Source organism: Rhodanobacter sp. L36 (assembly GCF_009765755.1).
Lineage (GTDB): Bacteria > Pseudomonadota > Gammaproteobacteria > Xanthomonadales > Rhodanobacteraceae > Rhodanobacter.
The window spans coordinates 19,169-31,489 of record NZ_LMUV01000002.1 but is presented as its reverse complement, the minus strand read 5'-3'; the positions used below and the strand labels follow the sequence as shown (position 1 = coordinate 31,489).

Annotated in this window: 10 protein-coding genes; 2 read left to right on the top strand and 8 right to left on the bottom strand. The window is 65.0% G+C overall.

Annotated elements, in window-relative coordinates; genetic code table 11:
• Positions 1 to 80: 80 nt before the first annotated feature.
• Both tssG and tssF read right to left on the bottom strand, forming a co-directional pair.
• The gene (gene tssG / locus GSQ73_RS00150; RefSeq protein ID WP_158879654.1) at positions 81 to 1,211 is read right to left on the bottom strand and encodes a type VI secretion system baseplate subunit TssG; all 1,131 of its coding nucleotides are present in this window, start codon (positions 1,209 to 1,211) and stop codon (positions 81 to 83) included.
• 19 nt (positions 1,212 to 1,230) lie between these two features.
• Positions 1,231 to 3,066, bottom strand: a complete 1,836-nt coding sequence (gene tssF / locus GSQ73_RS00145; protein WP_158879652.1) for a type VI secretion system baseplate subunit TssF — start codon at positions 3,064 to 3,066, stop codon at positions 1,231 to 1,233.
• 181 nt (positions 3,067 to 3,247) lie between these two features.
• Here tssF and GSQ73_RS00140 point away from each other — a divergent pair, with 181 nt between their 5' ends.
• Positions 3,248 to 4,564, top strand: coding sequence for a glycoside hydrolase family 125 protein (locus tag GSQ73_RS00140; RefSeq protein ID WP_158879650.1), 1,317 nt, complete (start codon positions 3,248 to 3,250; stop codon positions 4,562 to 4,564).
• On the opposite strand, the gene GSQ73_RS00135 is transcribed toward GSQ73_RS00140, so the two are convergent.
• From GSQ73_RS00135 to GSQ73_RS00110, 6 genes are all read right to left on the bottom strand, one after another.
• Positions 4,565 to 5,152: a DUF922 domain-containing protein gene (locus tag GSQ73_RS00135; RefSeq protein ID WP_158879648.1), complete on the bottom strand. Its 588-nt coding sequence runs from the start codon at positions 5,150 to 5,152 to the stop codon at positions 4,565 to 4,567.
• Complete coding sequence (locus GSQ73_RS00130; RefSeq protein ID WP_158879646.1) at positions 5,137 to 5,949, bottom strand: hypothetical protein; 813 nt, start codon at positions 5,947 to 5,949, stop codon at positions 5,137 to 5,139. Before GSQ73_RS00130 ends, GSQ73_RS00135 begins: the two co-directional genes overlap by 16 nt.
• Positions 5,946 to 6,947 carry a L,D-transpeptidase family protein gene (locus GSQ73_RS00125; protein ID WP_216844705.1) on the bottom strand — a complete coding sequence of 334 codons (1,002 nt, stop codon included), beginning with the start codon at positions 6,945 to 6,947 and terminating at the stop codon, positions 5,946 to 5,948. Before GSQ73_RS00125 ends, GSQ73_RS00130 begins: the two co-directional genes overlap by 4 nt.
• 71 nt (positions 6,948 to 7,018) lie before the next feature.
• Positions 7,019 to 8,917, bottom strand: a complete 1,899-nt coding sequence (locus GSQ73_RS17880; RefSeq protein WP_216844704.1) for an MltA domain-containing protein — start codon at positions 8,915 to 8,917, stop codon at positions 7,019 to 7,021.
• A gap of 131 nt (positions 8,918 to 9,048) precedes the next feature.
• Positions 9,049 to 10,119, bottom strand: a complete 1,071-nt coding sequence (gene phnD / locus GSQ73_RS00115; protein WP_256371876.1) for a phosphate/phosphite/phosphonate ABC transporter substrate-binding protein — start codon at positions 10,117 to 10,119, stop codon at positions 9,049 to 9,051.
• A 121-nt stretch (positions 10,120 to 10,240) separates the two neighbouring features.
• Positions 10,241 to 10,900 (bottom strand): response regulator transcription factor, encoded by a 660-nt coding sequence (locus GSQ73_RS00110; protein ID WP_158879640.1) that lies wholly within the window; start codon positions 10,898 to 10,900, stop codon positions 10,241 to 10,243.
• Between the two features lie 185 nt (positions 10,901 to 11,085).
• Between GSQ73_RS00110 and GSQ73_RS00105 the strand changes: the two genes are divergently transcribed.
• Positions 11,086 to 12,312, top strand: a complete 1,227-nt coding sequence (locus GSQ73_RS00105; protein ID WP_158879638.1) for a TraB/GumN family protein — start codon at positions 11,086 to 11,088, stop codon at positions 12,310 to 12,312.
• Positions 12,313 to 12,321 lie beyond the last annotated feature (9 nt).

Here is a 12,321-nt window from a genome sequence, read left to right as displayed (position 1 = left end):
AGGGGCGCTGCGAACGCGAACGCGTTGCGCAGCCCGAACCCTCATCCGCACCCTTCTCCCAGCGGGAGATGGGCTCTTAGTCACGTCAAACCGGTAAACACGAAACGACATTCATCCGCCGGCATGTCGCTGCGCCGGCCGGCGAGCCAGCTGTTCCAACCCAGTCGCGCCGGCTTCGCGCCACCGAGGCGCGCGCGCGGTACGGCTTCGGCCTGCAGCACCAACTGGATGTCCAGATCGAGTGCCAGGCCGGTGAGGAAACGCAGCAATTCCACCACCGCGCCCAGCAATTCGCGCGATGGAAGCAGCGCTTCGAAACTGCGCAGCCGCATCGGCCCGATGCGCACGCGTACCGTGGTTTGTCGATCCCAGAACTGCGAGCCGAGCACGCAGCCGTCACCGAAGCGCTGGTTGCGTCGGCCCAGCTGCGTGCGGTCGCGCGAAGGAATGTTCTGCCACGTGCCGTGGCAACCGATCACTTCCACCGGCGCATCGACCACATCACCAACCACTTGCGCCAGCGTGCCGACGCCGTGCGGATGTTGTGCAACGAGGCCGCTGTAATAGCCAAGCGCAGCCGCAGGCAACGCCGTTTTCGTGGCGCCACGTTTGCGCGGTTCGACCAATGCATGCAGCGCGGGCGTGCCGAGTCCGATCAGGTCGTAGACGTGGCGCAACACGCCGCTGCTTTCACCGGCGATTTCCTGGCCAAGTTCGCTGCGATGCTTGGCCCACGCGCGCCAGAACAGGCTCAGCATGCGGTGGTTGAAGATATCCATGAAATCGCGCGCGGCAGGATCGCGCGATTTCTGCTGGGTCATCAGCCACTCGGTGTAATGCCGCGGCAGCACGCCGGAAGGACCGGTGAGGCCGAGAAAGTTGACGCTCATCGTGTAGCGCGGTTGCTCGTCGTCGTCCTGCGTGTCGCGCCCCAGCGCGTCGAGCTCGCACGGCGGAAAATTCAGCGATGCGGGCACGGTGAAGCGCAGCGTGTCGTGCGGCGCGGCGGCACCGGCACGCGGCGGCATGCCATGCGCGCGATAGAGCAGGCGCACCGCCTGGAAAAATCCGTACCGCTCCGGCTCCGCCAGCAAACCCTCCAGCGGTGCGCGCGGCAGCAGGCCGGGCACGGTCAACTCACCGGCGAGCAGCGGCAGCGACGATCGCGGTGGCGATGGTTCGATGTCCGTACTGACCTGGATCTCGTCCATGTTCATGGTGTCGGGCGCATCAGATCAGCGACTGCGCGCCGGCGCGCGGTGCGAACGACGCCAGCGGTTCTTCGCGCTGCGCGCTGCGCGCGGTGAGTCGCGTATACGAGTTGGCGGTGCAGTACAGGCCGAAGAAGAGATCGAGCACGCGCGCCAGCAGGTACGCGCCCGAGCCCACGTATTGCTCTTCGTCGAAGGTGATGTCGATGTCGGTGCCGCGCACGAACGATTGCCGCGGTGCCTTGCCGACGCGACTCAGCGATGGTTGGCTGCGCACCTCGACGATGCCCGCGATCTGCTTGCGCAGCGTGGCGGAGTCGGCGAAGTTGTACAGGCTGAGTATTTCCAGCAACGCATCGCGCCCACCTTCGACGATCGACAGATGATTGAGCGACAGGTGCGAAATCAGCCGCCAGTGATTGGCCTTGCGCATCGGCGCACGCCAGGTCGGCGTGGGCTTTTTGAGCAAACGTGCGCGTGCGATCACGCCGCCTTCCTCGACTTGCAACATGCTTTCCTCACCACCGAACGGCAGCAGCGAGGGCAGGTCGCGATTGGTGCAGGTGAGCGCGATGGACAATGTTTCCACCGCGGGCACGCGGGGATCCATCTGGCGGTCGACGAGTGCGATGGAGACTTCGGTGCCATCGTCGTTGGGCTTGGCCGATGGCAGGCGCTGCGCATACCAGTAGCAGCCACTGTCGTCGCCGCCGAGCCCATGCCGGGTGGAGAAGAACGGCAGAAATTCGGTGCCGACACTGGATTCGCCGCTGCGCGTGAGCCGTTGCACGCGATCGACCGAATAGACTTCCAGACCCAGCGGCCGGCGCACGTCAGGGATCACCGGATACTGGCTCAACTCCTGCGTGACGCGAATCGGCTCGGCCTGTTGCTGGAACAGGTTGACGATCGGCGTGCAGTTCAGCCGGAACGTGTCGCGATTCACCGCTTGCTCGAGTCGTGCGATCCGCTCCGGCCGACCGAACGATCGCAGCGCGATGCGCAGTTCCACCGTGCCGCCGAAGCGTTTCAGGTCGAGACCATCGATGTCGATGAACAGGAATTTTTCCGGCAACGTGAAATATTCCTGCAGCAGCCGGTAACCGAGAAAACTACGGGGGTCGTAATCGAGCAGGCCTTCGTCGATGCCGAAGCCGACGGCCTGGATGCAATCGGTCGGCAGGCGTTGCGGCGGTACCACCGGTGAACCCTCGGGCGACACCACGCTCACCGACTCGACGCTGTTGAGCAGCAATTCGTGCAGCGCGTGCGCGAGCGGGCTTTCCCCATCGATATAAAAGCGCAGCCGGCGCGGATCGAGTGCGGCGAGGGTCGCCTTGCCGACCACCTCCAGCCGAATGCGCACGCTGGCCGCGACATCGGCACCGCGCACGGCAAAGGCGGAACGTTCCACCGATTCGAACGAGGCATCGGCGATTTTCAGCGGCCACACGTCCACCGGATACGCCGTGCGATAGCGCACCGGCATGCCCTGGATCGCACGCGTCAGCAGTTGCGTGCCACGCGGTATCGCCTGCATCGCAGTGAGTTCGGCGCCGGGCGCAGGCGTGAGCTGCGCAATCGACATCGACGGCACCGGCCGCAGGTAGTGCGGATACAGCACCGACAGCAGCGCTTCGGTGATCTGCGGAAAATCGTCGTCGAGTTTCTTGTGGATGCGCGAGGCGATGAACGCGAACGATTCGATCAGGCGCTCGACATGCGGGTCTTCGCAGACATCGCCGCCGAGCGAGAGGCGCGCGGCGATCTTCGGATAGCGCGCGGCAAACTCCATCGACAGCGAGCGCAGGCTGGTGAGCTCGTTCTCGTAATACGGCAGCAGTTCGTCGAGCATCGCCAGGCCTTGGACGCGGCGTCATCCGCCGTCCCTTGAAGTCTCGACCACTGTGGCGATGCGCTCTATTCCACGAAGGGCCTAGTACGGATGGCGATGGCATCGTGGATGGCCGCACATGTCGTGTTGTAACCTCGCGGATGCGCCCGACCGCGCAATGTTCCATTGAAAGGCTGAATACATGCATCGCTGTTTCCTGTCGTGCGTCACTGCCATTCTGCTTGGCCTTACTGGCGCCGTCGCAGGCAGGCAGCCGCCCAAAGCGCTTGTCACGCAGCCGGACGTGATCGTCGCCGCGTCGAAGAATTTCCATGCTGCGAATCCGGCGTTGCAGGCGATGGTGCGGTCGGCGTTGCTGAATACCGGCACGCAGATCGTGGCGGCGGATGACGGTACGGCGTACGTGAAAACGGGTGACATTCCGGCGGAATGGTTGCGCGATTCCACCGTGCAGGTGGAGGCGACGTATCTCGACTACGCGAAAGATCCACAGGTGCGCGCGCTGTTCAAGGCGGTGATCCAGCGGCAGGCGAAATACCTGCTCGCTGATCCGTATGCGAACGCATTCCGCCAGAATTACACGGTGTGGGAGCGCAAGTTCGAGCTCGATTCGCTGTGCTATCCGGTGTTGCTGGCGTGGAAGTATTACAAGGTCACCGGCGATGCGTCGGTGTTCACGCCCGAGGTTCGCGCGGCGTTCCGGCGCGTGCTGGACACGATGGAAACCGAGCAGGACCACGCAGGTCGCAGCCGTTACACGTTCACGTCGAAGACGGAGCATTCCGGCATGCATCCGGTCGGCCGCACCGGCATGATCTGGACCGGTTTCCGTCCGTCGGACGATCTGTGTACCTACAATTTTCTGATCCCCGCCGAGATGATGGCGGTGCAGGCGCTGAGCGCGATGAAGGAGATCGCGGCGGTGTGGCACGACGCGCCGATGGCGACGCGTGCTGAAGCATTGAGGCAGGCCGTGCATGCCGGCATCCAGAAGTACGGCATCGTCGCCGGGCCGGATGGCAAACGCATCTACGCCTACGAAGTGGACGGGCTGGGGCACGCGAAACGGATGGACGATGCGAACATCCCGAACCTGCTGGCGGCACCGTATTTCGGTTATGTGCGTACTGACGATCCCGTGTACCGCGATACGCGAAGCTTCGTGTTGTCGCGCGCGAATCCGTATTTCTATTCGGGCAAGTTCGCGGCCGGGCTGGGCAGCCCGCATACACCGCCGGGCATGGTGTGGCCGCTGGGCCTGCTCGCAGACGGCTTTACCACCGACGATCCAAGGCGCCAGCAGAACGTTCTGACGATGTTGCTGGCCAGTGACCCGGGCGACCATCGCCTGCACGAGTCATTCGATCCGGATGATCCGAAGAAGCTCACGCGCGAAGACTTTGGATGGCCAAACGCCTTCTTCACCGAATACATGGCCAAGCTGCAGGGCGCGCCGGATCATCCGCGTCCCGCGACAACCGGACTGCGGTTCAAGTAGTCAGACCGCAATGCCCTGCGCCTGCAGCGCGAGGTCGAAGCGCATGCCGGTCGGTGGTCGCGACAGCGAGAACGCGCGGTTCCAGCCGGATTGCGCGCCGGTGTTGAGGCCGTGGTTGGTCTGCCGATCGTAGAGCCCATCGGCGTCGCCATTGCTCTCCATCACGCCGATGCGTCGCTGTGCTTCGCTGATCTTTCCGTTGGCGTACGTCTGCACGGCCTGCGTGGTGGTCATCACGTTCGGCAGGTTGGTGAGGTCGATGAAAAGATCGGAGACGACCAGCGCCACGATGTCGTAGTGGCCTTGCTCGTGAGTCAGCAAATCGGCGGTCTGCGCACTCGTTACTGACCACATCCGGTGGCGGTCGAGCGTGACCTGCGCGCGCAGGTGATCGATCACGAAGCCGAGGTCGTTGCTCGCATTCGGCATGCGGATGCCGATGGCCGCGAATGCCGGAACGATGTTGAAGCTGCCGAGGTTGAAACTCGCCGAAGTGAAGGCGACGCGGTTGCCGGGGTTGGCCGGCGCGCGCGCCTGGAAATCGGACCATTGCAGGCGCAGGTCCGCGCCGCTCAGGGTATTGGGCATGAGTCGTCCCTCCGTTGTGATGGCGTCGCCGCGGCGCACATTTCGTCGCGATGCGTCCGTGCGGCTTGCGAGCCGTGGATGGCGGCGATGTGCAGCGCGCGATCCGCTTCGCGTGGCTTGCCCTCGGCGAGCAGGGCGAAGCCATGGACTTCATTACCGTCACGCAGCAGTTCTTCGCCCGGTGCCCACTCGTCGGTGTCCATCGTCGATGCATCCAGTGCTTTTTTCGCCTCGGCTGCCGCATCGGATGCGTGACCTGCGATCAAGAGGATGCGTGCGATGGCGATGCGATCCGCACCCGTCGATGGGTGGTCCGGCAGCAATCGTTGCGCCTGATCGATGGCGCCACTTTTCGCCAGCGCGAGCGCGAGAGCTCGTTGCGCGGGTCGATAGTTCGGATCGAGATCGTAAGCGTGTCGGGCCGAGGCCATGGAGGCATCGAGCCGCGCCAGCACGGTGGCGATCGGCGCCGAACGTGGCGCGTGACTCGCTCCATCGCGTGCGATCTGTTTGGGATCACCGAGTGCGCGGAGTTCCGCGGGTTGCTGTGCTGCATCGAGCACTTCGGCAGCGCGCGCGGCGGTGTACCAGAGCGGCGCGGAATCACTGCAATCATGCAGCGCGTTCGCGGCTGATTGCCCGAGTGCCTGGATCGCACCGGTCTGGTCCGCCACGTACGGCAAGGTCTGCGCAACGGCGCGCACGTGGCGTTCGATGGCGGCGCAATCCGTGGCCGCCGCACGCGAGGAAACGGCCAGCAGGCACGTCAGCACCACGACGTTGAATCCTGTCTTCATGGCGGCCCTGTTTCCGTGTACGGACGCACCTCGAACGGCACGCCTTCTTTCAGGAAACCGGCCTTCTCCAGTCGTTCGCGCTCCGAAGGAATGAGGTGGATGCAGCCGTGCGAATTGGTGAGCGCGAGTGCCGGATTGTTTTCGGTCGCGGGCGTGGTGTGCACCCAGTACGCCGTGCCTTGACCGCCCTTGCGCAGGTTCCAGCCCCACACGCCGAAGTCGTTCTTCATCCACGTGCTGGCGAGCAGCGCGCCCGTGGCGGGGTCGACGAACATCTCGCGCACGCTGGCGAGGATGACCGACATCGGCGAGCTGACGTTGCCGCGTTGCAGGAACGAAATAGTCGCGCGCGTCACTTCGCCGTCATTGCCGCTGGCCTGTCGCCAGCGACCTGCGGCATCCTGATATTCGACCTCGTTCGCGGTGTTGAGCCGCAGCGGCGCGCCCCACGGAATCACCGACGAGGGCCAGCTGGTGGTGGTGACGTGCTGGCGCGGACCGAGCACGTAATGGCCTGCCGGCGTGGGCTCGAACGAATGGCCGCCCTGATGCGCCACGCTGCCGGTTCTGTTCGGGCCACCGGCGGCTTTCATCTGTTCGCCGTGACCGCCGATGACATAGATGGTGCCTTCGGTAACGTGGCCGCTCAGTCGTTCGCCGGGAAAAAACACCAGTCGCGCGCCGGCGGTTCCGCTGACGTTGACGTCCATCGTTGCCCACGCCGCGGTTGTGCCGGGGAGAAAGGCATTGATCTTCGTGCTGCCGTCGGTCAGCGAGGTGATCAGAAAATGTCGCCAGCCCGCCCAGCCTTTCGGCCGCGGTTCTTCGTGCACGACGCACACGGTCGGATCGGCGGCTTTCACTTCGAGGTCCACATTGGAGGGGCCGCCACCCCAGAGCCCGATGTGCGCTTCCTTGCCCAGACCGATGGTCTGCGTGAATGTTGCTGCGTCCCATCCATTGGGGCTCAAGTTTGCGAATTTTCCGAAGTTGGCCATTCGGTGGTTCCGTTGCGAGTTGATGTCGTGTCGAGTAGAGAGTCTTTGCAGCGCGATGCGAGCGCGATGGATCAGTTCTCCACGCAGCTCTCGTCGTCGGGGATCACGCAGTCGGGCGCGGCAGCGCTGCTGCCGAGTCCACGCGTGCGCACTTTCGGATTCAGCGCGCCGAGCGTGAGTCCCTTCGGCAGCAGCAACCACATGCGGCCGTTGGCGTTCATCGATGCGGCCATGCTGCCGGCGTCATCGCCAAAGCCCCAGAAGAAATCGCCGCGCACGCTGCCGCGGATCGCGCCGCCGGTGTCCTGCGCAAACATCAATCGATCGATGCTGCCGCTGCCGCCGGGTGCGGCGGTGGTGACGAACACCGGCGCGCCGAGCGGCGTCGTGCGCGGATCGACTGCGAGTGAACGACCGGCAGTGAGCGGCACGCCGAGCGCGCCGAGCGGGCCTTGCGGACCATCGGGAATCACACGGAAAAACACATAGCTCGGGTCGCCGATGCCGCTGAGCGCGCCGCCGGCACCGTTGCCCGAGACAAGACCTTTCGCCGCGCCCTTGCGCTGCGGATCGGCAGCGAGTCGCGCGGCATCACTGCCGCTGATCTGGCTGCCGCCGACATGCGTGTTGTCGCGAGGCGGACGGCTCGCGCCTGTGGTACTCGGCGGCGACGCCTTGCCGAGCAGCTGCGCGATCATCGCCTGCACCTGCGGATCGTCAGCCTTTGTCGTGGTGGTGGTCGTTGTCGTGGGGGCGGCTGCTGGTATCCGAGGTGCGGCATCGTCGTGTGGAGAGTTGTTCGTGCTGTTCGTCGATGCGCCGCCGCCATGTCTGAGCTGCGCGATGATCGCCTGCACCTGTGCGTTGCCTGCGCTGGCCTCTGCGCTGTTGCCGGTTGTCTCCACATCGTGATGCGCCGGCGCGGATGAGGGCGCGATGGTCGATGCGTTGCTGTTCGACGAACCACCGTGACTGAGCTGCGCGATGATCGCGGAGACATCCTCGCTCGGCGCGTTGGCCGCTTCGCCCGCCGCGCTGGAAGCACCCAGGCGCAGGCCGCGCGTCTTGATCGCACTGCTCGCCACCGCCGTATCGCTCGATGAGGCGTTGGGCAGAAACGGCTGGCCGTTCTGCTCCGCATACGCGACGCGCACCATGCGTCCGTCTTCGAGATGGATCTTGCCCGAGCCCTGCACCTGCATCGAATACAGCGCGTAGGCGTCCTGCACCCAGGCGAGCACGGTCGCATCGATGCCCTGTGATTCGATCTGCTGGCGCTTGTAGTACGGCACGATGCGGTCGCCATCTACGCGCACGCGATAGCGCTTGTCCGCCATGCCGGGCAGGTCGTCGTCCAGCGCCAGTGCGTAGTCGCGCGCGTCGCTCGTGCCCGGTGCCGCGGCGAGCAGGCGATTGCCTTCGATGCGAAACGATTGCCGGCTCGCGCCGCTCAGCGAACGCGCGTCGAGCTGGTACAGGTCGCGCGGCGCAGCGTAGACGGGAAAGCGGAATCGCGCATCTTTCGTGCTGCGCCCTTCGAGCTGCGGTTCGTAATAGCCGGTGATGCGACCGTCCGCCGACGCATCGGGATTCATCACCTGATACACCTGGAAATGCGCTTCGAAAAAATGCCGTGCCGCATCGTCGCTGTGCGTGTCGGCCGAAGCGAGGTCGGCGCAAGACGCGCTCCATGCATCCTTGCGCGAAAGCACCTTGCAGCTGCGGCTGAACACGTCGAGGCTTTCGCTCAACGCGTCGCTGTTCCAGCCGGGCAGGGCGTTGAACGGCACGGGCTGGAAGCGCGCGTACTTGGTCACGAACGGCTGGCCGAGTGCGTCGCTTCCGGTCGACGCCACGGCGGGCGTCTGTGCTGAAAGCGCGCCGACGCAGGTCAGCGACAACCCCAGCACGAACGCTACCGACGCGGATGACGCGAACGAAAAACGTGGCAGCACGAAGCGCGATGACATGGTGGTCTCCCATGCGGAAGGGTGACCGCCATGATTGGCCCGCGCGTCGCTCGCCGCCATACCACCGACGCGCTATGGCGGTGGAGGGGGAACGCCTTCGTGAATCTGTCGGACGAGCGCCGCGACGTGGCTCAGGGGCCGGGCGTGTCCAGCGTGCGGTTCGCCTTCAGTTCGCGCACGAGGCGATCGTGATCGCCCTCGATTTTCTGCAGGCGCGCCTGCATCGCGTCCTTGCTCACCCATTGGGCACTGAGCGCGCGTCGCTTGTCGAGCGTGTAGTCGATCTCGGCGAAAGGGATCAGCGTGTCGTTGCCGGCCGGCGCGAAACCGCTGATGTCGTGGATCAGTTTCAGCTTGGCCAGTTCGGTCGTCGCGTTGCGTCCGCTCTTGGCGTAGCGGGTGACGAAATCGGTGATCGCGGCGCGCAGGTCGGGCGAGAGATCGCCGCGCGCAATGATCACCGCGTGCGGAATCAGCGTCGATTTCCACAGGATGCGCAGTCGCGCGTACTGGTCGGGAAAGTGTTCGGCGAAGCGCTCCAGGTCAGCGGTGTTGTTGGTCGCGACATCCACTTCGTTGTTGGCCACGGACAGCGCATTGTTCTGGTGGTTGTCGACCACCACGCTGGCGAAGAACGTGTCCGAATCCAGACTGCGGCTGGCAAATAACTGGGTTTCCGGCACCAGGTAACCCGACATCGACAACGCTTCGCCGCGCGCATAGCGCCAGTGGCCGGGGCGGCCGTAGAGATCGTCGAGCGTGTGGATGGGTGAATTCTTCGGCACCAGCAACACCGAGTAATAACCGTGCGAACCGTCGCCACGCGTGAGTTGCGCGATCACCTGCATGCGGTTGTGGCTCACCGCGCCCAGCGCGAGACGCCCGGAAACGAAAGCGATGTCCACGCGCTCTTCGGCGATCGCTTCGGCGAGGCCTTCGTACGTGCTGACGGAGATGCTGCGGATCGGCCGATGCAACGCGCGGCTCATGTCGTCGAGCATCGGCCGCCAGGCGTCGAGCGATTCGGATGGCCCGCCGATCGGCAGGATGCCGAACGTCAGCGGGCCCTGCTGTTTATCCGTCGCGACGGGCTGCTGCGCGGCGAGCGGCAGCGCGAGCATGGCGGCGAAACACAGACAGGCGACACGCCATCGGCGGCGCGCTGCGCCAGTGCTGCGTTGGATTCGATGCGAGATGCCCAAGATGCCTGCCCCTGCAATGCGCGGTCCGTCGCGACGCCATGGTTGGCCTTGCAGTCTAGCGCCCGTGATCGAGCGATGTGTGACAGAAATGCGATTCGCGGCCGGTTTCCCGCCGCTTTGCTCAAAGCCCGCTGATGCGGCGCGATGCCACCACGGCTTCGACGCGGTTGCGCACGTTGAGGGCGCGGAAAATGGCGGCGAGATGGATTTTGACCGTGCCCTCGCTGATGCCCAGGTCTCGCGCGATCACCTTGTTCGGCTTGCCCTGCGACAGCAGCCGCAGCACGTCGATCTGCCGCTCGGTGAGCAGCTTGCGCAGGCGTTCTTCCAGCGAGGCGGTGGTTTCGGCGTGGCTGGCTGCGCTGACGTCGGGCGCGGCGCTGCCTTCGAGCAACATCATCGGTGGCACGTAGACACCGCCGGACAACACCAGCCGCACTGCGGACAGCATCACTTCGGGTGAGTATGCCTTCGGGATGAAACCCTGCACGCCGAGGCTGAGCAGCTCGCGCATCAGCCGTGAATCCTCGGCGCCGGAAAGTACCAGCACCGGCACGCCAGGCAGGCTCGCCATGGTTTCGATCAGATGCGCGTGGCCGTCGCTGCCGGGCATGGTGAGGTCGATCAGCGCGATGGCCGGCGCCGGCTCGTCACGAATGACCTGGCGCAGTTCGTCCACGTCCATGGCGACGCTGAACTCGACGTCGGAATCGAGTTCGGCAAGTTTGAGCTTGACGCCTTCGACGATCAGCCGATGGTCGTCCGCAATCAATATCCGCATAGCTTTCCCCATGGCTTGAACCACGGCATCCCGCCGCAGCCTTTTCAACTCTCCGGCAACATAGCCGCAGTGTGCGCCGGCAGCAACACATGGCAGGCCGCCCGAACGGCCTAGGCTCTCCGTGATATGGCCGTCGCGGCGGGGCGTCGTGAGAATCGCTGATGATCACGACAGGGAACTTGACCATGGCGCTCACGGCACGCATGGCGCTCACAGCACGACGTTGGCGAGGCCTGCACGGCTTGCTCGCGCTGTGCTGCGCGTCGCTGGCCATGTCGGCGTTCGCGCGGTCGCCGCGCTCGCTGCCGACGCAGGTTCATGCGAGTGTCGCAAAGCCTGCATCGGTGGCGGCGCCGGTTTCTCCGTCGAGCACGAATGCATCGACGCGTGTCGACGACGGCTTCGACTGGCGCGCGGCACGCGGCGTGCTGTTCCGCATCCATTCGCCACAGGCAGGCGCGGCGGACAGCCTGCTGTTCGGCACGATCCACATCGGCACGCCGGTCGAACTCGGACTCGATCCGCAGCGCGTCACCGACGCAGTGCAGGCGCGGCACACGCTCGTCAACGAGGTCGATGGCGATACGCCGTGGCAGTCGAGCTACGACCGTTATCGATTTCTCGCGCCGGGGCAAAGTCTCGCGCAACTCATTGGCGGTACCGAATTCATCGAGCTCGGCACGCTGCTGCCCGAGCACAACGGCGTGCAGCTCAACCGCTTCAAGCCGTGGGTTGCGATGACCCTGCTGGAAGAAGGCCAGGATGCACCCGCTGCCAGCGCGGGCACTGCGGGCGAGCACAGTATCGACAGTGTGGTGGAAGACGTCGCGCGTCGGCACGGCCTGAAACTCGTGCACCTGGAAACGCTGGAAGACCAGCTCGCCGCACTCGATTGCGCGCCGCCGGCGGAATATGCCGTGGTGTTGCAGCAACGCCTTGCCGATCCGCACGAACTGCGCGCCGAGACCGAACGATCGCTCGCGTTCTATCGGGCCGGCGATCTTCCCGGCTGGCTCGCCGACATCGACGCCATGCACGGGCTCGACGCACACGCGCAAGGCGCCGAACGCCACGCACGCGGGTGCCTGATCGAACAACGCAACGCACGCTGGATCGAGGAGCTCGAACCGCTGCTGCGCAACGGTGGCTGCTTCGTCGCCGTCGGCGCGATCCACCTCACTGGCAAGGACGGATTGCTCGCGGGACTTGCGAGGCGGGGCTTTGGCGTGAGCGAGCAAAGGTGGAGCGGGGAGTTGGGAACGGGGACAGGGGAACGTGCGCGTGATCGCGCGCTGTCGTTCCTCGGCATCCAACTTCCTTCCACGAGAAAACTGTCCGCTGCCTTGCTCACCACGTTTCCCATGCCCGGTTCTCCATTCCCTCCCCGCTCCCCGTTCCCCGCTCTCAACTAGGACAAAACC

Coding starts and splice junctions, on each gene's coding strand:
- GSQ73_RS00105 (WP_158879638.1), top strand. CDS start 11,086: ATGGCGCTCACGGCACGCATGGCGCTCACAGCACGACGTTGGCGAGGC.
- GSQ73_RS00140 (WP_158879650.1), top strand. CDS start 3,248: ATGCATCGCTGTTTCCTGTCGTGCGTCACTGCCATTCTGCTTGGCCTT.
- tssG (WP_158879654.1), bottom strand. CDS start 1,211: ATGGACGAGATCCAGGTCAGTACGGACATCGAACCATCGCCACCGCGA.
- GSQ73_RS00110 (WP_158879640.1), bottom strand. CDS start 10,900: ATGCGGATATTGATTGCGGACGACCATCGGCTGATCGTCGAAGGCGTC.
- tssF (WP_158879652.1), bottom strand. CDS start 3,066: ATGCTCGACGAACTGCTGCCGTATTACGAGAACGAGCTCACCAGCCTG.
- GSQ73_RS00125 (WP_216844705.1), bottom strand. CDS start 6,947: ATGGCCAACTTCGGAAAATTCGCAAACTTGAGCCCCAATGGATGGGAC.
- GSQ73_RS00135 (WP_158879648.1), bottom strand. CDS start 5,152: ATGCCCAATACCCTGAGCGGCGCGGACCTGCGCCTGCAATGGTCCGAT.
- GSQ73_RS17880 (WP_216844704.1), bottom strand. CDS start 8,917: ATGTCATCGCGCTTCGTGCTGCCACGTTTTTCGTTCGCGTCATCCGCG.
- GSQ73_RS00130 (WP_158879646.1), bottom strand. CDS start 5,949: ATGAAGACAGGATTCAACGTCGTGGTGCTGACGTGCCTGCTGGCCGTT.